Origin of the sequence: Azospirillum doebereinerae, from assembly GCF_003989665.1 — a bacterium.
GTDB lineage: Bacteria > Pseudomonadota > Alphaproteobacteria > Azospirillales > Azospirillaceae > Azospirillum > Azospirillum doebereinerae.
This window is the reverse complement of sequence record NZ_RZIJ01000013.1, coordinates 171222-194588: the sequence shown is the minus strand read 5'-3', so window position 1 is coordinate 194588 and position 23367 is coordinate 171222. Positions and strand designations below refer to the sequence as shown.

Here is a 23367-nt window from a genome sequence, read left to right as displayed (position 1 = left end):
CCGGCCTGCCGCGTCAGCCCGCGAGTTGCGTTTCGACGCGCTCGCAGAGATGGTGGTAGAGGCAGATGTGCGCCTGCTGGATCAGCGGGGTGGAGCGCGACGGCACGTCGAGCAGGATGTCGCTGAGCGCGGCCAGCCGGCCCCCGCCCTCGCCGGTCAGGGCGATGGTGATCATGCCCATCGCGCGGGCCTGCTCGAAGGCGGCGACCACGTTCTTGGAATTGCCGCTGGTGCTGATGCCGAGCAGCACGCCGCCCGTCTCGCCGTAGGCCTCGACCTGCCGGGAGAAGACGGTGTCGTAGGAATAGTCGTTGGCCCAGGCGGTCAGCACGGCGGCGTTGGAGCTGAGGCATATGGCCTTCAACCCGCGCCGCTCCTTCAGGAAGCGGCCGACCAGTTCGCCCGTGATGTGCTGGGCGTCGGACGCCGAACCGCCGTTGCCGCAGACGAGCAGCGCGCGGTTCTCCCCTAGGGCCGTGGCGACGGCGGCGATGGCCGCGTCGAGCCGTCCCATTCCCAGGGTCTCGGCGGTGTTCCGCAGGACGTCGATGCTGGAGCCGACATAGTCGGAAAAGCTCTGGTTGACTGACGTTGCTTGGCTCATCGTTCACGGCACCCATAAAAGCCGGAAGGCGGCCGCTCCGGCACCGCCATTCCTAACGGACAGGCAGAACCTGTCAACCGACAAGCGCTTTCCGGAGCTTCCAATCGCCTGGGGACACGACGCTTTCTGCGACCGGAACGGGACAACCCTACAAGGCGATGCGGATGTCCGGATTGCCGTAGTCGACCGTCATCCCCACCCCATCAGGATAGGCCTGCATCACCACGGCTAGCTGTCCGGTCGCAATCTTTTCCACAGACTGCAGGATCGTGTGGATCCTGCGCTCATTGGTGTGGTTCTCCATGGCATAGGCATGGCGCTTCAGGATCCCTTCGCGCCCCTCCTCGTCGTAGGCCTGCATAGCCTTGCGCGCGATGGACTTGAGTTCCTCTGTGCCCGCAGACGGACTGAACTTAAATATACCGAGTTCGTCCCTAAGAGATGGCGGGAACACCATGTCAAGATCCTGGATCTCGTCCGACACAAGAACAGTCTGTCCGGCGCAAAGCCCCATAGCGATTCGCGGGGAAAGATCGCCATTGATCGGGATAGCGATTGACGTCTTGTAGGACAGCCATTGATTCAAGATATCTTCACGAGACATTTTGAAATATTCGGTATCTTTTTTCTCGCGAGAATTCAATTTGATGTCGAAAACATCGGCATGCTGGGAAAGACCGGACAAAAAATTTGTTCTTTTAGCAAAGCCATAGCTCATGTATCCACCGAACACTCGGGCCTGCCGCGGAGAATCCAGGGTCTGCCTTAGACGGGTTGCCATTTCGGCGGTTTCGTAGAGCATTTGCCATGGCACGGTCGGTCCACGCACGCTGCGGGCGTTGAGCAGGTAATTGGAGCAGCTGGAATGCGCGGGAATCACAAAGTCCGCCCCGATCACCGATCTTAGATTGGCCATTTCTCCAAGATGATTGTCTCGGCACCATATGACCCGAGTTCCAGAGAAGCCGGATTTGTCTATCAAGTGCCAAAGGTAACTGTTATCCAGTCCGTGATTGTTCAATATCAGAATATTGGCAAGCGACAAATCTTCGGTAATCTCGTATTTATCGTTCAAATTGCGTAAAATTTGAGGATTTTTCATCCCATAAAAAGAAATTTCATTGATTGAATCGCCACTGACCAATGAAAAATAAGTTTTCCCTCCATTGAATGCCCTGCTTGCAGTCTCAATGATTTCTGGAAATCTCTTGTATACACTCATTTTATAAATCCTTTTGGTTGCTTTTTGTTTTAATAAGTGGAATTTCCATCAATGTAAATATACTCCTATCACATATATTAATCAATATTTCTTACGAAGCAGTATTCCTATGCTGGCAGCAGTCAATCCATTGGGAAGGGCATGGGTGCCGTCGAATGGGCAGTCCCAGAATGTCACGACATCATGGCTCTTCAATATTTTGTCCATCCAGATATTGAGTGCACAAACTCGAACAGGTATTTGCCAGTTGTATGGATGGCCAACATTTTGGATGTGATACTGGTCGTCAACGTATGACGTGTTGTTCGGAACCAGAATTGGAAGGCGATTTATGCACCATATGGAGTGATCGATTTTTGCTATTTTATCTATTATTTTCCATGGATCATCAACATACTGCAAGGATCCATTCGAAAGTATCGCATGATAACTTGAAGACGTTTCATCAATGGATTCAAGAAATCGGAGGGCACCATGCTCGCAGTTGCGCTTTCCGGCCCTGGCCAGTTCCGGCAACTCAACAACATCCCACGATTCGACACGGATATCGCGATAAACCGCGGAAAAAATATCATAGTGGGTTCCTTTCCCACCACCAAAGTCCATAACCCTGAGAGAATCTTTCTCAGAGGGACAGGAGGCCATGACAGACATCAACATCTGTGTCTCGCATTCTCCTATCTTGAAGTTATTGGGTTTGGCGATGTTTGTCCTTGAAGAAAAACTATTGACAGCGTCTGCTCGCATCTTTTCACGCAAAACAGGATCGCAGTGATCCACTGCATCGCTGATGCTTTTGTACAGACCGCTGTAACGATTCATCGTCCCATGCCCTATGAAATTTGCAAGCAGCTGAAGCAGTAACGGCTTTGAGAGAAGGGTGACGGCACACCCGTTCAGCACACAAGAGGTCTGTTCACCTCATCGGCCCATTGCCGGCATGATCCAGCATCAGGCGCAGGCCGACTGGCAAATCGGTCATCGGTTGCCAGTTGAAGGCTTGCCGGAAACGACTGGCGTCGCACACGCAGTCGGGTATCTCATTCAGCCGCGCCGTGTCGGCACAAACGATGCGGCGCGGGCCGACCAGCGACACGACGGCGTCGACGATCTCGGCAACGCTGTGGCTGACGCCGCTTCCAAGGTTGTAGACGGCCGGGCCACGTCCGGAAACGTGGGTGGGAGCTGAAATGACCCGCAACAGCGCGTCCACCAGATCGCCGATCCACAGATAGTCGCGGCGGGGCGCCAGGTCGTTGACGCGAATGACCGGTTCGTCCAGCGCTTGGGCGAGGATGTGCGGAATCACTTGGTTCGTCCCCTGACCGGGACCGAAAATATTGAACGGCCGCAGGATGGTCACGGGGACCCCGAAATCCTGCGCATAGGCATGGCACAGCAACTCGCTGTGATGCTTGCTGTGGGCGTAGGGGTTGCGGCAGTCCACCGGATGGGTTTCGTCGATCGGCAGCCTCTGCGGGACGCCGTACATGTAGCTGCTCATCAGCACGAACCCGGCACCGCAGGCGCGGGCGTGCTCCAGGGCCGCCAAGGTGGTCAGCGTGTTCGTCCGATGGTACGCCGCAGGCTGGTCCCAGCTTTCCGGTACGCCTGCACGGCCGGCCAAATGGATGAGGATGCGGCAATCCGGAAGACGCGCGCCAATGGCGGCGTCTTCCAGATCGAAACCGCCGGCGCGCGATGCCCCGATCCACCCGATCCCGGCGGCGTCGAGCCCCACGCCCAGCGCCCGTCCGACGAAACCGGTGGCGCCGGTCACCAGCACGGGTTTGGATGCCTCCCCTCCCCCTTTCACGAGCGTCATATTGTGATCGCAGGGCGTTTCCAGCGCTCCGGAGTGTCGAGATCCGACACGCGGGTCTTTCCATCCACATATTTCGGGGCGACCACCGAACGCCCCCCCACCTGCACCGCATCGTCGTAGGTCTGCAATGGCAGATAGCATTGAGCGCAGGGGACGAGCTTGCCACAAGCGCGATGGGTCGCGTGCAGTTCGCGGATCCGGGTCATCTCGGGGCCGTGCCAAACCTCGTGGATGGTCTGGACGTTGGCGTCGCCGATGTCGACCTCCTGCCGCTCGTCGTTCGAGCACATCATGTAGCGGCCGTCGGCGCCCACCACCAGCCGCTGGTAGACCTGCGGGCAGCTGAAATCAGGGACCCGAGGCAAGTTGCTGGTGTCGTCGGTGTAACCGATCAGAGGGTTGGCGCTGACCAGATCGACGATGGGCGCAAAGATATCGTAATAGGCCTGGGGATCCGCTTCGATGGCCGGCAGGACGGTCTGGACTTTCACCACCGGTTTGACTTGGCCGGCCTCTTCCTTGATGCGCTTGAAGTTTCCCAACTTCTCGACCATGCGGTCGAACTTGAGCGGCCGACGGATCTCGTCATAGACCTTTCCAATGCCGTCGATGGAGACCGTCAGCCAGTCGAGGCCCGCCTCCATGATCTCGGTGAACATCGCCTCGTCCAGCCGGCCGCCGTTGGTCAGCGTCGAGACCTCCTTGATGCCTTTGGATTTGGCATAGCGGATGCAATCGACGATGCGGGGATGCAGGAAGGCTTCGCCGCGCAGGCTGAGCCGGATCGAGTAGACCCCGCCAGCCGCGCATTCGTCCACCAGCCGGGTGAACAGGTCGTAGTCCATCAGCTTGGCGTTCACCCGCCGCCGGAAGTCCGCGGTGATGGTGTAGCACATCGGGCAGCGGAGGTTGCAGAGCGAAGCAAGCTCCAGATCGACGTGCAGCGGATAGTCGGCCAGATGCCGCGTCCGGGGAAACTCCGCCCACTGTCGGCGGTTTTCCCGGTAGGCCTCCTCGCATCCCGCACCGCGGTGACGTTCGAATGCCGCTTCCCGTTCCGGCGTTTCCAGGGTGAACTGGCCCTTGTTGATCGGAATGTACGACATTCTATTGATCCTGCTCGCGGCTACCGAAAACAGAGTGATAATCTTGGTTGGCTTGTTGCAACTGCGCCGGCTGGCCGATGTCGATCCAGTATTCGTGCACGGGGAAGGAACCGATCCGTTCGCCGTCGGCGATGGCGCCGGCGATGAGGTCGGTCGCATCGAAGCGTATGTTCGGTGGAATGCGGGCCAACGCGGCGGGCGACATGACATAGACCCCGGCGTTGATGAAATGGGTCAGGGTCGGCTTCTCGAGCAAGGCGGTGATCCGCGTGCCCTCCAGGGTGGCGATGCCATAAGGCAGTTTGAACTGCACTTCCTTCAGGGCGACGGTGATCTCGTTGTCCTCCCGCGCGTGGAAGCGCAGCATATCGTCGAAGGGGACCTTGGTCAAAAGATCCGCGTTGGCAACGATGAAGGGCCTGTCCAGCCGTTCCGGCAGCAGCGCAAGCGCGCCGGCGGTACCCAGCCGTTCGGTCTCCCGGACGAAGCGCACGACCCCCTGGTAACGCGGTATCTTCGACACCGCATCGATGATGACATCGGCCTTGTAGTTCAGCATCAGGTAGATGCGGGTGAAATCGGCCGACAGCATCTGATCGAGCAGCGTGAACAGGATGGGCCGGTCGCCGACCGCCAGCATCGGCTTCGGTGTTTCCTCGGTAAGCGGACGCAGCCGTTCCCCCAACCCTCCCGCCATCACCACGGCGGTCTTCTCGTGGAGTCTGCTGCGCAGGGCGAGCAACTCCTCGATCAGCACCAGACGCAACACCCGCCCGTCGGAACCGACGACCGGCAACTCGTGGCAGTGGGTGCGCTCCATGAGCGACAGCATCTGGTCGGCTGACATGCCGGCGTCGGCCACCACCGGCTGCGTCGTCATGATCGTCGATACCGGAAGGCTCTGGTCCACCGGGGTGAGCATGGCACGCCGGAAATTGCTGTCGGTCACCACTCCAAGCAACCGTTGGTCGTCGGCAAGGATCAGCAGGATCCGCTTGTGCCCCCTGTCCAGGCAATCGAGCGCCTCACGGATGGACAGGGTCGGCGCGATGCAGACGGCTTCGAAATCGGCGGCTTGCGTCATACGTTGTACCTGTCGGACTTGTAGCTGGCGACGTTCTTGGGGTCGCGGAACCAGTCCACGGTCTCGGCAATGCCGCGCATGAACCCCGCCCGGCCGCCGTAGCGAGGCTCCCAGCCCAGAAGCACCCGGGCCTTGGAGTTGTCCGCCCACAGCCTTTCCACTTCGCTGTCCGCCGGACGGACGCGCGCCTGTTCGGAGAAGATGTCGAGCGGAACCCCGATCACCTCGGCCACCACGGCCACCGTCTCCGCAATGGAGATTTCGAAGTTGCTGCCGATGTTGATGGTCTGCCCGATGGAATTCGGACTGTCCGCCACCGCCAGGAAGCCGGCCACGGTGTCCTGGACATAATTGAAGTCGCGGGTCGTGTGCGCGGCCCCAAGCTTGATCCCCGGGCGCCCGGACAAGGCCTGGGTGATGATGGTGGGGATCACCGCGCGGGCCGACTGCCGAGGGCCGTAAGTGTTGAATGGCCGGGCGATGGCGACCGGGGTTCCGAAGGACAGATGGCAGGCCAGGGCCATCTGGTCCGCGCCGATCTTGCTGGCCGCATAGGGCGACTGGGCGCAGAGCGGATGCTCCTCGGTAATCGGAACGAAACGCGCGGTCCCGTAAACCTCGCTGGTCGATGTGTGGACCACCTTCGACACGCCGAGTTCCCGCGCCGCCTGCAGGATGTTCAGCGTCCCGGTGATGTTCGTGTCGATGTAGGTCTGCGGTGCTTGGTAGGAGTAAGGGATGGCGATCAGCGCTGCCAGATGAAAAACCGTGTCGCACCCCTTCATCGCTGCCCGGATGGAGGCGAAATCTCGGATGTCGCCGGCCACCACGTCCACGCCCCGCAACGCTTCGGGCGGCGCGTGGTCGAGCCAGCCCCAACTGTTGAAGGAATTGTACTGGACGAAGGCTCTGACGGCTTTGCCCCGTTTGACCAAGGCTTCGACCAGATGTGAACCGATGAAGCCGTCCGCACCGGTCACAAGAACAAAACCGTCGCTCACGATGCCCATTCCTTGAATTGACCGGCCTCAGGATACCCCGTCCATGAGACCGTCGAGCCGGTCAACAGAATGGAAGGATTGACGATCTTGATGCCGGGCCGATGCACCGCACCGACGTTAATCAGACCATAGCCTTTGGCATCTCGAATTTTCAACCCTCGTTGAGACACATCTCCGCGCTGTTTCCTGCAGGCAAAAAGAAAATTCGTGGAAATAACGCAAGCCGAGAGCGCAAACAAAAACAATCAACCAGCCCAGAAAAAGCCTAACTCGGAAATATGAAAATTTAGCAGAAGCAATATAAAATTCTACACTGATGTCTTCATAAGAATATTTGACAAAAATTGTTAGATCAGAATATATCTTCCCAATTCAATACGTCATCAGCCTTCAAATCACGACCGGCAGTCTTCCCAAGAATGGAATAATAATGCTCACATGGAATTCCGTAACCTGGCCGCATGATCGTCATGTTTGCAGGGTTGATCTTTTCACCGGCTTTCACATCGGCCGTCAGCACAAGACTTTTGCGGTTGTTGCGGCGGGTGTTCATTTCGGTCGCCATCGGGCGCTTCACCCCGTCCCCCAGAATGGTCGGCAGCACACGCACCTTGCGCACCAATTCCGCCGTCTCCGCCGGGTCCTTGGACAGCATGTGGTCGGGGCCTTCGGCGTTCTTGTCGTGGGTGAAGTGAAATTCCAGAATTGTTGCCCCGAGGACAGCGGCGGCATAGCTGACATCGGTGCCCAAGGTGTGGTCGGAATAGCCGACCGGCAGGCGAAACTCCCGCTGCATGGCCACCATGGCCCCCAGATTCACGCTTTCGGCATGGGTGGGATAGTTGGTGGTGCAATGGAAGAGGATCAGCTGGTCGTTTCCCTCCTCGAGGATGGCGTCGACGGAACGCCGCACCTCGCTCATGGTGCACATGCCGGTGGAGAGCAGGACCGGTTTGCCGGTGCGGGCAACATGCTTCAGCAGCGGTATGTTGACGGCATCGTCGGAACCGATCTTGTGCGCGAGCACCCCCAGCCCTTCCAGCATATCGACGTCGGTGGAATGCGTCGGGGTCGAGAAGATGAACATGCCCTTCGAGCGGGCATAGTCGAACACCTCGCGATGGGTGGCGTCGCTCAACTCGAATTTCCGGAACAACTCCCACTGGGACACCACGCCGGTGTTTTCCATGTCGAAGATGGCGGAGCGCGTGGTCAGGGTTTCAGCGCGGAAAGTCTGCACCTTGACGGCGTCGACGCCGGCCGCGATGGCCAAGTCGATCAGACGGAATCCATCCTCGGCTCGAATAAAGTTGCCACCGATTTCTGCGATGACGTAGACCGGTTGCCCCGGCCCCACCCTTTTGTCGCCAAGCGCTACCGTTCTCATGATCGACACCCGAAAAGCTCTCCAGACCGATGCAGTAACTCAAGAAAAATTCCTTGTCAAAGCCACGAGCTTCATGAGGCGTCTCTCGATGGCGCGGTGCGGCCAGAGCCCGGGCGTTTCCTCAGGGTGGAGGGATTGGTCGGCGAGGATCGGAGGGTCTGGTGGCGATTGGGCAAGCGGTCTATGTTCGGTGGCCGATTGCAGGAGCTGGAACGTACCCCTTGTGAAGGTCCAGCCCTAGGCGAATGATTCGTCGGGAAGCGTCACTTTTTCCCTTCAGGCCACAACGAAAGCCCCCGGCATGAGACGCGTTTGTATTCACCAACCAGATTTCCTGCCTTATCTTGGATTTTTTGACAGACTTATTGATAGCGACGTATTCATTATTCTTGATGACGTTCAATTCAGCAAGCATGGCTGGCATCATCGTGACAAGATAAAGACCGCTAATGGAGCGGCATGGCTTACACTGCCGGTTCAGGCCGCCAGTCTTGGCACCCTTATCATGAATATGGAACTGTCAAAAGACCGACAAAAATGGTCTGAAGCCCACGCCAACAAGCTCTATGAAAATTATAGAAAGGCAAAATTCTATACTGAATTTTCTGAAATCATATTCAGCATGTATAAAAACGGGGAAACATCTCTCTCAAAATTCAACGAAGAATTCATAAGATTTTTCCTTGATGTTTTTGAAATAAAGACAGAAATCATTCTATCTTCCAAATTAAAATGCTCAGGCGGAAAAAATGAACGGCTAATCGCGCTATTGCAAGCGGTTGATGGGACGCATTACATTTCTGGTACCGGAGCTGTGAATTATATGAAGCCAGAATTTTTTAGTGATGCTGGGATAATATTGGAAATTCAGGAATTTTCACATCCAATTTATCCGCAGCAACATGGAGATTTTCTGCCATTTTTGTCATGTCTGGATGTTTTGCTCAATTGTGGGCGGGAGTCTGCCGGGATTTTACGAAAACAGCGCGGGGGCAAACGGCCGTATTGATGCGCCGTTCTGCGCCCGGCCGTGGTGCGCGGCCCCGCCGGGGCGGCAAAGCGTCGGCTCACCAGCGGCCGGACAGGCGCGCGCGACGCCGGAGCATCTTCCGGCGTCGCGCCAATCCTCACACAGCGCGGGCGACGCCGATGACGTTCCAAGCCCTTTCGTCGGGCGCCGCCGCATAGTCGGGAAAGCCGCGCAGGTCGAGCAGTTGCAGCTTGGCGAAGCCAAGCGCCAAACCGAGCTCCTGCGGGAAAAAGAAGCGCATGACGTGCTCCTCGTCCTGCTCGTCGACGACCCGGTCACCCTTGATGCGCAACAGGTTGAAACGAACATGGCAGCGCTGGTGCACGGCATCCAGACGCGTCTCGGTGGTGCGCACGATGCGATCGTCGTTTTCCCGGACCGTCCGGATCCGTTGACCCGGCCGGTCGGACAGAACCGCCGCGCCGTTCCAGACGTCGAAGACAAACAGGCCTCCCGGCTCCAGATGCCGCCGCACCGTGGCAAGGGCCGCAAGGAGGTCGGCGTTCTCATGCTGGTAGCCCAGCACAGCGAACATCATCAGGACCGCTTCGAACCGGCGTCCCAATTCCAAGTCGCGGACATCGCCCTGATGGAAGGCCGGGGAGTCCACCCCGGCCGGCAGCGTCATCTGACCGGCCTTCTCACGCGCCTGCACCAGCATGCCTGGAGACCGGTCCACCCCGGTAACCCTGTGGCCGCGTTGGGCCAGGGGCAGGGCATGGCCGCCGGTGCCGCAGCCAAGGTCGAGCAGACGGCGAGGGCCGCCGCCGCCGTGTTCGGCCAGGATGCGCTCGATGAGATCGCATTCCCCTTCGTAATCCTTGCTCCGGTAGAGGTTGTCGTAAGCGGCGGCGTAACCCTCTCCAAAGACTCCGGTCATGACAGGACCTCCCGGACGGCGACGGCGACCGTATCGATCTGCTCCTCGGTCAGAGGAAGGCCGGAGGGAAGGTACAAGCCGCGCCGCGCCAACCGTTCCGTAACGGGGTAGCGCTCGTCCACGAACAGCCCGCGATCATGCAGGACCGGCTGCTCGTGCATGCCCAGGAAGAAGGGGCGTGTGTCCACGCCACGGCTGCGCAGGCGTCGGGCGAACTCCACGGCGTCGAAAGGCACGGAATCGTCCAGCACCACTCCATACATCCAGTAAACGTTGCGCACGCCGGGCCGCTCGACCGGCAGGGACAGGGGCAGGTCGCCGAGGCGGTCCTGGTAGAGGGCGGCCATACGCCGCTTGCGTTGCAGATGATCCTCGATCTGCTCGACCTGGGCCACGCCGATGGCCGCCTGGAGGTTGGTCATCCGATAATTGTGACCAAGTTCCGTGTGCAGAAAGCGGCGGTCGCGGCGGAAGCAGAGGTTGCGCAGGCTGCGCATCCGCTCCGCGAGGGCATCATCGTCCGTCACCACCATCCCGCCTTCGCCGGTGGTGATGATCTTGTTGGCGTAGAAGCTGAAGCAGCCCAGCGTGCCCAAGCCACCGGCCCGCCGGCCATGGTATTCAGCGCCATGCGCTTCCGCGGCGTCCTCCACGATCGCAAGGCCGTGACGCTCCGCAAGCTCCAGCAGCGGGGCCATGTCCACCGGATGGCCATACATGTGGACCGGCATGATCGCCCTGGTGCGTGGGGTGATCTTTGCGGCGACCTGCGCCATGTCCATGCACCAGCTGTCCGGCTCGCAATCGACCAGCACCGGCACACAGCCGGCCTCGATCACGGCCAACGCGCAGGAAATGATGGTCAGGCTGGGCATGATGATCTCGGAACCCGGCTCCAGCCCAAGCGCCTGCACCGCCACTTCGAGCGCGATGGTGCCGTTGCACACGGCCACTCCGTGCCGCACGCCGCAATACTCGGCCCAAAGCCGTTCGAATTCGGTGATGAAGCGACCGTCGGACGACACCCAGCCCGAGTTGACCGCCTCCTGAACATAGGTGAGGGCGCGCTCGCCGAGGAGCGGTTCAGAAACCGGGATCATAAGACGTCGACACTCCCACTCAGGGTTTGGTTATGCGTGCCTGGGCACCGTCGATACCGGAGAAGCGGGTCTTGTCGACATCGCCGGCGTAGGGCCCTTGCTTCACCTCGATCATCTCGACCTCTTCGAGAGTCTCGAAGCCATGACCACCGGTCGCCAGCAGTATGACATCACCCGGCCCCAGTTCACGGCTTTCCAGATAGACACCCGCCTCGGTGTAGAAATCCACCCGGAGCCGTCCCCGGCGCAGGAAGAGGACCTCCTGGGTGTACTGCACCTCACGTGGGACCGGGTTGTGGATGTGCGGCTGGATCACATGGCCGAGCGGATGCCGCATATAGGCAAGCTGTTGGGAAAGATGGCTTTCCGTGAAGAAATGAATTCCGGTCTCGTGAAAGCTGCTGCGCACGATCAAAGCCAGCTGTCTGCCGTCGAATTCGATACGTTCGATCATAGTCCCACACACCCAACGGCAAACGGAATCGTCGATCGCTCATCCTTCTTTCGAAATCGGCGCCGATACAAGGCTTTTATGGGAACGGCCGCACAGGATCAAAGCTCCGCCGCGGGATAGCGCGGGCTTCGGCCATCCTGGACGCGCGCACTGGCATCCGCGACGATGCCGCCCACCTGCCGGACGAAATCCGCCCAGTCACAGGCCGCCAGACGCCGCCGCCCGCGCTCGGCCAGCTCATTGCCGAACGCTTCGTCGCGCCAAAGCCGCAGCATCGCGGCCGCCAGCTGCTCCGGCGACCGTGGATCGACCAGCAAACCGGCATCGCCGGTCTGTTCGCGCAGACCTGGAATGTCCGAGGTGATGACGGGCCGTCCATAGTTCCAGGCCTCCAGGGCCGGAATGTTGCTGGGGCCGAAGAAGGTCGGCATGACCAGGCCCGCCGACAGCCTGTAGAGGGCCGGCATGTCCTCATCGGGAACCCATCCCAGGTAGGAGACGCGGTCGCGAACGCCGATCTCCACGGCGAAATCCATCATCTCCTTGAAAGCAATGGCGCGCACCGGATCGACGTAGGTACCGGACAGAACCAGGGGGATCGTCTCTCCCGTCTCCTCTTCGATCCGACGCAGCGCCTGGAGGATCAGCCGGTGATTCTTGTGGCGCCAGAACTGGGCGGGATAGAAGAAATAGCGCGGCGGCAGGCCATAGTTGGCCCTCACTCTCTGCAGGTCGCTCTCGCTCGGCATTCCTCCCTGCCGGATCGGCGGATACAGGGGCAGGACGCGGATGCGGTCCTCGCCGATGGCGTCGCCATAGAAACGCAGCACATCCTGCTTTCCATGCTCCGACTCCACCAGGATGAGCGTCGCGTAACGGCAGGCGTTCCGGTACAGATAGTCGCGATACCCCGTCTGCCCGTGGGCACTGACTTCTGGGAATTCCGGCTGCAGGCGGTGCTGCAGGTCATGGATCGGCATCACGAACGGCACGAGTGCGGAAAAAGCCGTCTCGCTCGGCTGAAGCTGGAACACCCAGTCGATCCCGGAGCTACGAAACAGCTTTGCCATGCCCCGGTCGAGGTAGATGACGTTCGAATCGAGCGCCGGCATCACCTGAGGGGGCTGATTGAGGTAGGTTTCCAGCGGCCGCTGCTGGAAAGACGCCGCCCCCAGGGACCGCAGAGGCAACCCTCTGTAGGACAGGCCGCCATCGACCACCAGGTTGTGGAGATTCTCATCGGGACGGGCAAGGCAGGAGATTTCGTCGGCGCTGGTGAGCGCTACCTCGGCAAGCGCGTCGAGCAGAACCTTTTCGTATTGGAACGCACCGCCCGCGTACCAAGGCATGGAGCGAAAGATCCCAACACGCATCGTCTGTTTCCGCCTTCTTGCTGTCGCCCCATCGAATAGCAACTTGGTGCCTCTATCTCAATCTTTTCCCCCAGGAATGCCCCCGAAGGCAAATGCCCGGACCGGCAAGAAAGCGATTCACTTTTCTCGCAAGCACTTCATGGAAAAATAGCAACCAGAAATTGACGAAATGCGCTGTATGCTTCTATTTAATCTTCTTCAGGACAAACAAATGAAATCCTGGTGGATGGATTTCGTCAGTGGAATTCTCCATCAAGCAAAATGGAGACACCAGAGGCATCATCGCCTCTACCCAACGCTCTTTTATATCAAGACGTTTCTCCGGCGGCAAAACGTTTGCCATCTCGATCAAGAAGGGAGAGATTGGGCGCAACCCGATATCCCAGGCTTCAAGAATATTCTTCGAGAGATAATTTCGGTGATGGACGATCCTCAAACCTTCATCAGAAAAAATCTCCTTCCATTCAGCATAAGTTTTGCATTCGGGTGACGCCATAGAACGGGCGAAAATATACGCTAAGCGGACAAAGCGGGAACATCAGGCGGCCAGGAGTTGGATTGGAGCGCGTAGCGAACGGTATCCCGACGTGTCCGGCACCCGGTCCGCACTCCAGAGATAGTCGCCGGTCAGGTTGATGTGTTGCCATCCGAGGGGCGCGAGATGGCTCAACAGTTCGTCGGAAATGCGTTCGCCGTCGGCGCGCAGAGCATCGATGGCCCGTCCCATGTAGACGGTATTCCAAAGGATGATCGCGGCCACGACCAGATTGAGGCCGCCGGCGCGGTGCTGCTGACTCTCCGGCGTCCGGTCGCGGATGCGTCCAAGGCGGTGGAAGCAGACGGCGCGGGCGAGCGCGTTGCGAGACTCCCCCTTGTTCAATTCGGTCGTGGCTTGGCGGCGAAGTGCCGGATTTTGCAACCACTCCAAGCTGAAAGCAGTCCGCTCGATGCGTCCGATCTCCCGAAGCGCCAAGGCCAATCCGTTCTGCCGAGGATAGGAGCCGAGCCGTTTCAGTATCAGCGACGCGGGCACGGTGCCGGTCCGGATCGAGGTGGCCAACCGCAGCAAGTCTTCCCAGTGCGCTTGGATCAGCGCCTCGTCGATCCGCCCGGCGATGAACGGCTCCAGGGTCGGCCAGGTTGCCGCCGGCCCGAAGGTGTAAAGGCGCCGATCGTGCAGGTTGGGAATGCGCGGCGCAAAGCGGAAGCCAAGGAGATGGCACAATGCGAAGACATGGTCCGAAACGCCGCCTCCATCGACATGGTGGACGGCGATCCCGATGTCCGCGCCATGGTAGAGCAGGCCGTCGATGACGTGGGCCGCCTCGCTCTCCGCCACCGAGATCGACTTGGTGTGGTAGGGCGCGTAACGGTCCGAGACGTGGGTGTAGAAGGAGATCGCCGGGCCGGAGCCCTTGTGGGGGTTGACGGCGCCGGTCACCTCGCCTCGCCCGCCAAGCGGGAAGTGCTGGCCATCGGAACTGGAGGCCGTTCCGCTGCCGAAGTGAGCGGCCAGTGGTTGCGCCTGCTGGACCGCCACGATCCGGCCCAGGGCCCGGCCGTAGGCGTCCTCGCTGACATGCCACCCCGCCGTCCAGGCGAGCCGCTTGTAGCTGGCGACGCTGCACGCCTCGGCCATGCGGGTCAGTCCAAGATTGGTGGCATCGGCCAACACGGCGGTCAGGATGACGCGACGGTCCTCGGCCGGCAGGCCGGTGCGCAGATGGGTGAAACAGTCGGCGGCGCCAGTCCACTCGGCAACCTCGTCGAGGAGATCGGTGATCCGCACCCGTGGCAGCAACGCATAGACTTGGTCGGCCAGCCGTTCCGCGTCTTCCGGCGTCGCCGCTTGCAGCGGGGAGATCTTGAGGGTGTCGCCGCTGAGGCGCACATCTACAAGCTGGTCCTGGGCGGCCTTGTCGCAGACCTCGCGCAGCCGCGCTTCCAGCATCCCCTTCCGATCCTGGAGATAGCGTGTGGCGTCGGTCGGCACCGCCACCGGCAGTGGGCCGGCCGCCTGCATGGTGGTGAACAGGGGCCTTGGGATGAGCTGGTCCTCCACCGCTCGGTATTGCCGGCTGCCGACCACCCAGACATCGCCGGCGCGCAGCCGGTCCCGAAGCTCCGCGAATAGGCACAGCTCGAAGGCCCGACCGTCGATCGCGCCGTCGCGAAGGACGACCGCCCGCCAACTCCGTCGGATGAAATTGGTCGGGATGTCCTTCGGCAGGGTTCGCCGACTGCCGGCATAGAAGGTGCGCAGCGTTGCGACCGCGCGAAGCAGCCCGGCCACGGCGGCGATGCCCTGGAATTCGAAGGCGTCCAGAAACAGCGGGCCGACCCGCCGCAGCAGGGCATGGTTCGTTTCGGCGAGAGCGAGGTAGTCCGGGCCATCGTCTTTGGTCATCCCCTTGGCGTCCGCGACGACCTCGGCGAACCGGTCCCAGGGGATCACCTTGTCCATCGCGGCGAACGCGTCGATTCCGGCTTTCCTGGCTTCGATCAGGGCGTCGCCGAGCTTGACCAGCAGGCGCACCTTGTCGTTCATGGACCGGGCGTTGTTCTGGAGTTCGGCCGAAGCGCGCCGTTCGGCCCGCCGGAACATCCGCCCGATTAACCGGTCGAAGAGGCCGATGGCCTCATCGGTGAGGCGGGTGATCGTGTCCAGCACCGTCACCACCAGGACGGCGTGGCGGCGGAGCGGCCCAAGCGCCCGGAGGTGCTGGGCGGTCAGGCGGCTTCCCTCGCGGGCGAGCTGCCGGATCCGGTCGGCATGAACGCCATCGGTCGCCGCAGGGTCGATCCCCACCTGCCGGAGATGCCGGAGTTGATCGACCAAGCGCGCCATGGACCGATGACCGGGCGTGCCGGGCGGTTGGCGGGTCCAGGTCAGGGAACTGACCGCGGTTCCTGGATGGTTGTCCAGCAGCGTGTCCAATGCCGAGCGGTGTTCCGGAGACAGGATGGAGTTCAGCTTGGCGGCAGCGTGGCGTTCTGCCTGCAGGAGGGCGGTGGCCACCATGCGCTCGATCGTGGTGGTCCCCGGGGCGGCAATGCGTCGGCGCCGCAATTCCGCCATCAGCGCCTCGGCGACCATGATCGCGCTGACCGTCGCCAGGGCAATCGGCACCAGCCACGCCGAGAGTTCCCTATGGTCGGGTTGGGTGAAGGTGCGGAAGCCGAAGGCTTCGCACAGCGCGTCCAGCTGATCGTAGCGGGTCGGGGCGCGGATTGCGTAGTCGGCAAGAGCGTCCGGATCCACGTCGAGCTGACCTGCCAGGAATGCGACAATCGCCGGCGGGACCAGTTCGCCGGGCCGAATCAGCCGACCGGGATAACGCAGGGCACAGAGCTGGAGGGCAAAGCCAAGGCGGTTGTGCGGCCGGCGGCGCCGGGCGATGACCGCCATGTCGTCAGGGCCGAGGGTGTAATGGCGGATCAGGTCCGGCTCGGACGTGGGCAGGGCGAACAGGGCGGTGGTCTGGGCGTCGGTGAGGACGCGGCGGCGCGGCATGGAGGGACTGTCCCAGTTGGAGTATAGTCTGTTTTGGATGGCTGCGACCCTAGCTGGAATACGGCTTTCAAGGCCATCCCGCCGGGAGGGTTCAATTGGGACAGCGAGCCGCGCTCTATTGCCGGGTTTCGACGGCTGACCAATCCTGTGCGCGGCAGGAACACGACCTTCTGGCCTTTGCTACCCGTGCAGGTTACGAGGTGATCGGCGTCTTCAAGGAAACCGGCTCTGGGGTCAAACTCAACCGCGTCGAACGGCGAAAGGTGATGGCGCTTGCCCAGGCCCGGAACATCGACGTCGTGTTGGTGACCGAGCTGTCGCGTTGGGGACGGAGCACGCTGGACTTGCTGGAAACCTTGCGAGAGTTGGAGGCACGGCGTGTTTCGGTGATCGCGCTGAGCGGCATGACTTTCGACTTGGCGAGTGCTGCCGGCCGTATGATGGCCACCGTCCTGGCCGGAATCGCCGAGTTCGAGCGCGACCTGCTGCGCGAACGGGTCCGGTCGGGCTTGGCCGCCGCCAGGGCACGGGGCAAGGTTCTGGGGCGCAAGCCGGGACAGCGGCCCAAGTCAGACCGGCTCGCGCCCAAGGTGCTGGCCTTGGTCGCGGCGGGGCGAAGCTATCGACTGATCGGCAGAGAACTGGGGCTCAGCAAAAATACGGTGGCGGAAATCGTCAAGCGGGACAGGGAGGCAAAAGGGCAATACGCTTCCGAAATGCCAGCCTAACGTGATTTTTCGCCCATTCTACGTCGTGCCCCCAAGAGGCGATCTGACAGCCCGAGCGCAAGGATGCCCTGCCAGCCCAAACCACGATCCTCTCTTGAGGTCGTTCCTCAAGTAGACTGGTCGCGGGTGGAGCACATTTCTACCCAGAGATGGTCGATCTGGATGTTAGACGTGATCCCTTTTGTCCGATCGTGGGTCGACGCGAGCGTGGCGACGCGCGTCGTCTTGTCGTGGCTTGCAAGCGTGAGCTTGTCGGCCACCGACCATCCAGTGACCGAGTTGGTCGCGAGGTCGTCGATCCACGTGCCCACCGTCTTGTGCCAATGGGTAACGTCGTTCGCCTGGACATACCCGATCATGGCGGCGCGTTCATGTTGGTCGCCGTGATGGCCCGCCTTGAAGCGCTGAATCCCACCGGTGGAGCTGCTACCGGTGATCACATATTCGCGTGGGTCACGGTCCTTGCCTTCCGGAGTAGGCAGACGCTTGCACTCGATTGGGAGCAGGTACTGAAAATCGTCATAGCTGCGGCCGCTAATCCAGATGATGGTGCCGGCCGGGCTTGCCACCAAGTCGATCGCGCGGCGGCCATCGCTCTCGTCGGGTTCTTCGCGGCGGAACTGCAAGAAGTTCCACCCGGGCGTATGGCGACACAGGCTGTTAAGGCGACCACATAGCTGCTTCGTAAGCTGGTTTTCGGCCGTCTCCTCCGCGCGGCGGGGGTCGTCGCGCCATGCCGGAAGGGCACCGGCGATAAACGCGATGAGAGACGAGATCCACTCCTTGGGCAGCAGCAGATCATCGGTGAGTGTGCCCAAATGGGCCGTGGTATTGCCTTCGTCTGCCAGCATATCAGTAGCCTTGCGCTCGGAGGTCAGCGAGCACATCGTCGGCGTCGCGCAGGGCAATTGACCGAGTCCAGAAGCGATGCCGATCGGGCTTCAGCAGGAACAAGAATTCTTTGTCGTAGAGGCGGACGATGCGAGTGATGTTCAGGCCGGACTTTCGGCGCTCGCACAGCAGGGCATCGAGCCTCTCGCGCAGTTCCTCGGCACCCGACCAGTCCACGGCGCCACTGCCGAAAGCATAGGCTTTGCAGACCGCGCCAGCCCAATGATAGGCGGATAGGGGACTTAGTGGCTTGCGACCATAGACTTGGCCGAGCTGGGTGGTGAGTACCTCATCGAAGGTCGCGAGCGCTGCCTCTGGCACCTTCTGCATGACCTTGGCGCCGGTCCCGAGCCGGATGAAGTCGCGCTGAAAGTCGACGATATCCTCGGCGACGATGCGCTCGTTTTCACTCAGGTCGAGGTCTTCGTCATCGGGGTACGGGAGAGCAAGAATGTCCGCTTGCAGAATTGCGCTGGCACGCTGCACAAATAGACTGGCGCTAATCCCCGCAATGTACGCCCTGAGAACGGTTCGTTCCTTGCGCAACCATGCCTCGATCGCCTCTAGTCTGGGCAGATCGTGTTCCTTTGCAGCAAAACCCATGATGCGGTGCTTGTAGGTTAAATAGTGACCGTTCCAAAGCCCATGGTGAATGTCCTCGTTTTCTTTTACCAATAGGAACGGAGGAGTGAAACGTTTCGCGGAACGAGGGCCTTTGATCGGTTGATCTGGCACTTTCTGCAGATAGGTGGCGTCAATTCCTGTGTCAGAGAGCGACTCCGTTGGAAGCAGCGGCTGACCAATCAAGTGTTCTGCAGACCGAGAAACGGCTCGGCCACCTGCAATAAAGCCTTCACCGAAGTCCCACTCGTGACGTATGGCGGCATCTCGCAGCGTTGGATATTGCCGAAGACGCTGAACCAGATCGCGTACACGGCTACCGCCGAGGAGGTTCGAGCGCCATATATCAGCGGCCTCCTTGGCCTCGGTGTTCCGGACCCAATGGAGATCGTAATAGTCGATGTCGAATCCCTGCTCGGCGGTCGCCCTTCCGCTGCGACGGAAGACGGCATGAAGAATACGGTTATTCGCCTCGGGCTTGGTCGCCTCGGCGATGACGACCACGATCTTGGGGTCGGCAGCGCCCTTTTTGAACATGCCACGGACCGACACGAAGTCGAGCAGTTCGCGCACGCGCCACTGCTCTAGGAATGCCCGCCGAAAGTTCTGTGCATTTCGGTTGTAGAGGAAGCCCGCCGGCTCGATCATCGCAAGGACGCCGTTCTGAGCGAGCATGCCCATCGCGTCGTGCAGGAACAGATAGGCCAGTTGGTTGTCGGCTAGCTGGCCGTGCTCCTCGCCATAGGCTGCTGCACTTCGCTTCGCGCCGTCCGTCGTGAGCACGGATTCAAATGGCGGATTGCCGATCACGATTGAGACGGGGGAGTTAACGAGGGACCGCCGCTTCGCGTCGAAGAAGCAGCTGTGGTGCAATGTTTCGCCGGCGAGCTGCGGGAACAGTTTGATGCTCGCACGGATCTCCATTGGTTCCAGCGCATCGCAAAGACTAAGGCACAGGCTGAACGCCGCGAGCTCGACCGCGCCGTCTTCGAGATCGATGCCATGAACGCGGATGAGCAGCTTGCGCAGCACGTCGACGCCCGGTCGGCCCCAGCCGTTGCGCGACCGCCAGTGAAGGACGAGCCGTTTATAGGCTTCGACCAAGAACACACCCGATCCGCATGCTGGGTCCAATATGACACCGTCGCCAGCCATCAGCTTGTCGATCCGGCCCCAATCCAGCACTTCCTCGAGCATCAGCCGCACGAGTGCAGGCGGTGTGTAGATCGAGCTGGATGCGTCCTTCACGAACAGCTGGTAGATATTGCTGATGAGCTCGACGGGGAGGTCGCGGAACGAATAGAGGCGCCAGAAGCTGATCTGGCCGTTCTCGTCCTCATAGCCCTGGACCAAGCGGGCATAACGGCCGAGTTCGGTGCTTGAGCTGAGCACGTTGCGGTCCGCATCGGTTAGCCGGAAGACGTGGCCGTTGAAGCGCTCCTCCAGCGTCTCGAGCAATTTGACGAGAGCCGGCCCATTGGCTAGCACTTGGAAGAAGCGCTCGGCGCCGGGTAGCGCCGCAGCGAAATCCTCGGGCTGTAGGACAAGCCGCTCTTCGAGATAGGCGATCAGCAGCGAGAGGATGAGAAGCCGCCGGCGCAGCCGCCCATCAAGGAGCCCGCTGTTCGAAAGCTGGATGGCGAGCGCCCGCACGCCGGCGACGAGCTGGCGATGCGCCGACTTCGAGGCGGACAGCATGAGGTCGCAGGCGTCGGGATCGTCCCAGATCGCACCGTTATGGATACGGTCGAAATCCCACCAAATCTCCCGTGCGGCGATGTCGGCGCCGACCTTTAGCGTCCGGATCGGGTTGATGATCGGGATGTCGTCATCGCCCAGGAAGTCGGGTTCGTGGACGCAGCGGAAGAGTTGGATAACGCCGGGACCGGTTCGATAGATGAGCGGGACGCCACCCCAGCTCCACAGACGCTTGTGGAGTTCGGCAAATTCGGCGTCATCGCTATGGTCCTGCTGATTGAACACGAACGCCTGCGCGACCGGCGCGCGGCCATGGCGCTCCGCTTCGAACAGCACGGCACGCGCGCCGTAGCTTTGCGCGCGCTCGACGACGGACACCACGTCGGGCAATTGCCCTTCTGGATTGAAGCCGTCGACCGCGACCAGCCCTTCGGTGAGCGGGAGGTTGCCGTTGCCAATGGCAAACAGCCACTGTGCCGCCGCGAAAGTGTCGTCGGGGGGGGGAATCGTCATCGCTGCGGCGCGTCCCAAGGCGCAGCCGCAAACTGTTCGGCGCGGGCAGTCATTTCTCTCGCTTCTTCTTCGAGAGAGCGAATCCTTCCTTGAGAAGCTCAGTCATCGTGATGCCCTGTGACACCGCGAAGCCCTTGAACTCCTTCTTGAAATCCAGGCTTACCTTGAAGTTCAGCGTCTTATTATCGCCGTCGGCCGCACCGCCACTATCCGAGCTGCCAGCCATCCGAAATCCCCTTATTCGCGGACACATGCGTCGATGCTCACAGTGGCAAGATAATGATTTCAGTATTTCTGGCAAGACCGAAAACCGGATAGCCAGGAATCCAGATAAGTTGGAATGGGGAGCGCGACCGCTGTAGCAGCTCGGCAGGCGATGATGTCAGCTTTCGGAATCGTAGAGGCTGAGCCAGAACGACCGGGCATAGGATGCAAACCGGAAATCCACCTCCAGTTGCTCGCTGCCCGTCAAACGGAGGTCTGATGGACAGCAAGAACCGTTCCTGCTTTGTCCGCTTAGCGTATATTTCCGCCCGTTCTATGGCGTCACCCCGCATTGGCGGATATTATCACTTCGTCCGCGATCAATAAGATGCAGCCATTCCCATGAAGGATCCCCGGTGCGGACGTAGAGCCGTTGAAAAAAGGAATAATCTCTCATCGTAATATTAGGAAGCTGCAGGATAATTTGACCATCCTCAGCCAATGCGCGACGCATCTCACGCAAAGTATTTCTATAATTATCAAGCCAATAAACAATATTGGAATATATTGTGTAAAATCTTCCATCTTCCAAAGGTAAACTTTCATTGGCATCAGCCGGTCGGACTTCATTATACAATCCGAGAGAATATGCCTTCTTGAGAAGGGATAGTTTTTGATCGACTCCAACATCAATGTTATACAACGGCTTTTCAGTCACTATAGGAATAGTAGTATTCTCATCGAAATGATCATATATATCGACCTTGTCGAAAAATTCTTCCAGCTCGTTTACGGTTGAGAACATGTCGTAGGCTGAATTCAACCGCCCACCGGCGCGTGTAAAACTAAAAAGTCCATCGCCGCAACCTACGTCAGCAATAGGACCAGTAAATTCCACCTCATGCAATGCCAAGCAATCACAAGCGCGCCAAGCCGCTGTTTCTGGTCGCAGCCAAAAAATCTCCATAAGGGGGCGCAAATAGTTTTCGATTGTCATTTTTGCTTTCCCTTCAAATCAGCCAAGATCATTTGCGTCATTGCAACCATTATAACATAAAATCAAGCAAAACTTATCAAAGTGCTTGATCATGCCACAATAAACTAGAAAAGAGATTCTAACGATATTCTTTCAAATTCGTCCAACATACCGCCATTGGAGGAGTTGTATATTTTAATACCATTGCGATGCGCCAAAGATTTCATGACACGATATTGCGCCCAGAGACTGATCATACTGGTCATTTGATCAAACATGGACTCGGTGGGCCGACCGGCCGCATCGACACTGTGATCCGCATCCTTTACCGCTCTTGGTTCAAAAGGATATTTATAGACCCCCTTCTGAATTTGATCATGATCGGTGCCGATCAGATAAATCTCTTTGAACCCCATATACATCATGAGCATCAGGCAAAGGATTGGGGAGGACTGGATTGACGGGATCGTACGCGTGATATCGAAAATCGCACCATCCGTTGGCATTGCCATGCCCAAACGCATATCGACGTAACGAACATCACGACCCGGAAACAGCTTTTCCTCTTGAACAAGCGCACACTCTGAAGTACTCAGGAAAATAACTTCAGACAATAATTGAGCGTGCATTTCACGGAACCAAGACACCGTGGTCTCTCGAGTCCAGATCGATGTATAAGTAATCTGCGGCAAGCAATGATATCGGGGCCGAATAATCTCGTAATCGGTATGAAAATAGCCATTCGATACTGTCATGACGGTTTCATTGCGCAACGGGGTCAAATCCTGTTGCTTTATGCTCTCGCCATTGCATAGAATAAAGCCGCGCTGTCCGGCGTGAACGTCACGAAAACGGGCGTTTTCGCTCAGTATGCTTGCATATGGGTTTGCCGACAGTCGAACCGAGACGATCTTGTTCTCGGAATTGACCATCCGCGCCACGCCGTCGCTTGAACAGGATGCCACCAATTGAGAAAGCCGCAAGGCATGATGAATGGTTTCCGCATCCGACGATGTCTGAAAATGCCGGGTCAGATCATTCAGAATTCGGTTGACGTCGTCAGGAACCGGAATGTTGACGTTCTGCATGAATAATCAAGCCGTTGTGTTTGCGTTCAATAGAAACCGAATAAACCTATTTAAGAGAAAAGATGGAC

21 protein-coding genes are annotated in these 23367 nt (G+C 59.4%); 2 read left to right on the top strand and 19 right to left on the bottom strand.

What is annotated here, in order from left to right:
* Positions 1–13: 13 nt before the first annotated feature.
* The 8 genes from EJ913_RS17380 to EJ913_RS17345 all read right to left on the bottom strand — a co-directional run bounded on the left by EJ913_RS17380 (position 14) and on the right by EJ913_RS17345 (position 8229).
* A complete protein-coding gene (locus EJ913_RS17380) occupies positions 14–604 on the bottom strand; it encodes a D-sedoheptulose-7-phosphate isomerase (RefSeq protein WP_127000125.1) in 591 nt (196 codons plus the stop codon).
* Between the two features lie 148 nt (positions 605–752).
* Positions 753–1826, bottom strand: coding sequence for a glycosyltransferase family 1 protein (locus EJ913_RS17375; protein ID WP_127000123.1), 1074 nt, complete (start codon positions 1824–1826; stop codon positions 753–755).
* An 81-nt stretch (positions 1827–1907) separates the two neighbouring features.
* Positions 1908–2648 carry a methyltransferase, TIGR04325 family gene (locus EJ913_RS17370; protein WP_127000121.1) on the bottom strand — a complete coding sequence of 247 codons (741 nt, stop codon included), beginning with the start codon at positions 2646–2648 and terminating at the stop codon, positions 1908–1910.
* Between the two features lie 94 nt (positions 2649–2742).
* A complete protein-coding gene (locus EJ913_RS17365) occupies positions 2743–3651 on the bottom strand; it encodes an NAD-dependent epimerase/dehydratase family protein (RefSeq protein ID WP_185909823.1) in 909 nt (302 codons plus the stop codon).
* Positions 3648–4757, bottom strand: coding sequence for a radical SAM/SPASM domain-containing protein (locus EJ913_RS17360; RefSeq protein ID WP_127000117.1), 1110 nt, complete (start codon positions 4755–4757; stop codon positions 3648–3650). The genes EJ913_RS17365 and EJ913_RS17360 overlap by 4 nt, the downstream gene beginning before the upstream one ends.
* Position 4758: 1 nt before the next feature.
* Positions 4759–5841, bottom strand: coding sequence for a nucleotidyltransferase family protein (locus EJ913_RS17355; RefSeq protein ID WP_127000115.1), 1083 nt, complete (start codon positions 5839–5841; stop codon positions 4759–4761).
* The gene (locus EJ913_RS17350; RefSeq protein WP_238519331.1) at positions 5838–6842 is read right to left on the bottom strand and encodes an NAD-dependent 4,6-dehydratase LegB; all 1005 of its coding nucleotides are present in this window, start codon (positions 6840–6842) and stop codon (positions 5838–5840) included. The genes EJ913_RS17355 and EJ913_RS17350 overlap by 4 nt, the downstream gene beginning before the upstream one ends.
* A gap of 352 nt (positions 6843–7194) precedes the next feature.
* The gene (locus tag EJ913_RS17345) at positions 7195–8229 is read right to left on the bottom strand and encodes an N-acetylneuraminate synthase family protein (protein WP_127000111.1); all 1035 of its coding nucleotides are present in this window, start codon (positions 8227–8229) and stop codon (positions 7195–7197) included.
* Positions 8230–8530: 301 nt separating this feature from the next.
* Here EJ913_RS17345 and EJ913_RS17340 point away from each other — a divergent pair, with 301 nt between their 5' ends.
* Positions 8531–9238: a WbqC family protein gene (locus EJ913_RS17340; protein ID WP_127000109.1), complete on the top strand. Its 708-nt coding sequence runs from the start codon at positions 8531–8533 to the stop codon at positions 9236–9238.
* 118 nt (positions 9239–9356) lie between these two features.
* Here the strand turns inward: EJ913_RS17340 and EJ913_RS17335 are convergent, their stop codons facing one another.
* The 6 genes from EJ913_RS17335 to EJ913_RS17310 all read right to left on the bottom strand — a co-directional run bounded on the left by EJ913_RS17335 (position 9357) and on the right by EJ913_RS17310 (position 16580).
* Positions 9357–10139 (bottom strand): class I SAM-dependent DNA methyltransferase, encoded by a 783-nt coding sequence (locus tag EJ913_RS17335; RefSeq protein WP_127000107.1) that lies wholly within the window; start codon positions 10137–10139, stop codon positions 9357–9359.
* The gene (locus tag EJ913_RS17330; RefSeq protein ID WP_127000105.1) at positions 10136–11239 is read right to left on the bottom strand and encodes a DegT/DnrJ/EryC1/StrS family aminotransferase; all 1104 of its coding nucleotides are present in this window, start codon (positions 11237–11239) and stop codon (positions 10136–10138) included. The genes EJ913_RS17335 and EJ913_RS17330 overlap by 4 nt, the downstream gene beginning before the upstream one ends.
* 19 nt (positions 11240–11258) lie before the next feature.
* Positions 11259–11693 (bottom strand): cupin domain-containing protein, encoded by a 435-nt coding sequence (locus EJ913_RS17325; RefSeq protein ID WP_127000103.1) that lies wholly within the window; start codon positions 11691–11693, stop codon positions 11259–11261.
* Positions 11694–11791: 98 nt separating this feature from the next.
* The gene (locus tag EJ913_RS17320; protein ID WP_185909822.1) at positions 11792–13042 is read right to left on the bottom strand and encodes a glycosyltransferase family 4 protein; all 1251 of its coding nucleotides are present in this window, start codon (positions 13040–13042) and stop codon (positions 11792–11794) included.
* Positions 13043–13250: 208 nt separating this feature from the next.
* Positions 13251–13562: a hypothetical protein gene (locus EJ913_RS17315; protein ID WP_127000099.1), complete on the bottom strand. Its 312-nt coding sequence runs from the start codon at positions 13560–13562 to the stop codon at positions 13251–13253.
* A gap of 42 nt (positions 13563–13604) precedes the next feature.
* The gene (locus EJ913_RS17310; protein WP_127000097.1) at positions 13605–16580 is read right to left on the bottom strand and encodes a Tn3 family transposase; all 2976 of its coding nucleotides are present in this window, start codon (positions 16578–16580) and stop codon (positions 13605–13607) included.
* A 95-nt stretch (positions 16581–16675) separates the two neighbouring features.
* Between EJ913_RS17310 and EJ913_RS17305 the strand changes: the two genes are divergently transcribed.
* Complete coding sequence (locus tag EJ913_RS17305) at positions 16676–17308, top strand: recombinase family protein (RefSeq protein WP_127000095.1); 633 nt, start codon at positions 16676–16678, stop codon at positions 17306–17308.
* A 107-nt stretch (positions 17309–17415) separates the two neighbouring features.
* Here the strand turns inward: EJ913_RS17305 and EJ913_RS17300 are convergent, their stop codons facing one another.
* The 5 genes from EJ913_RS17300 to EJ913_RS17285 form a co-directional block, all read right to left on the bottom strand.
* A complete protein-coding gene (locus tag EJ913_RS17300) occupies positions 17416–18159 on the bottom strand; it encodes a hypothetical protein (protein WP_127000093.1) in 744 nt (247 codons plus the stop codon).
* A 1-nt stretch (position 18160) separates the two neighbouring features.
* A complete protein-coding gene (locus tag EJ913_RS17295; protein WP_127000091.1) occupies positions 18161–21031 on the bottom strand; it encodes an HsdM family class I SAM-dependent methyltransferase in 2871 nt (956 codons plus the stop codon).
* 49 nt (positions 21032–21080) lie between these two features.
* Positions 21081–21257, bottom strand: a complete 177-nt coding sequence (locus EJ913_RS31705) for a hypothetical protein (protein ID WP_185909821.1) — start codon at positions 21255–21257, stop codon at positions 21081–21083.
* Positions 21258–21569: 312 nt separating this feature from the next.
* Positions 21570–22232 carry a class I SAM-dependent methyltransferase gene (locus tag EJ913_RS17290; protein ID WP_127000089.1) on the bottom strand — a complete coding sequence of 221 codons (663 nt, stop codon included), beginning with the start codon at positions 22230–22232 and terminating at the stop codon, positions 21570–21572.
* A 104-nt stretch (positions 22233–22336) separates the two neighbouring features.
* Positions 22337–23299: a hypothetical protein gene (locus EJ913_RS17285; protein ID WP_127000087.1), complete on the bottom strand. Its 963-nt coding sequence runs from the start codon at positions 23297–23299 to the stop codon at positions 22337–22339.
* Positions 23300–23367 lie beyond the last annotated feature (68 nt).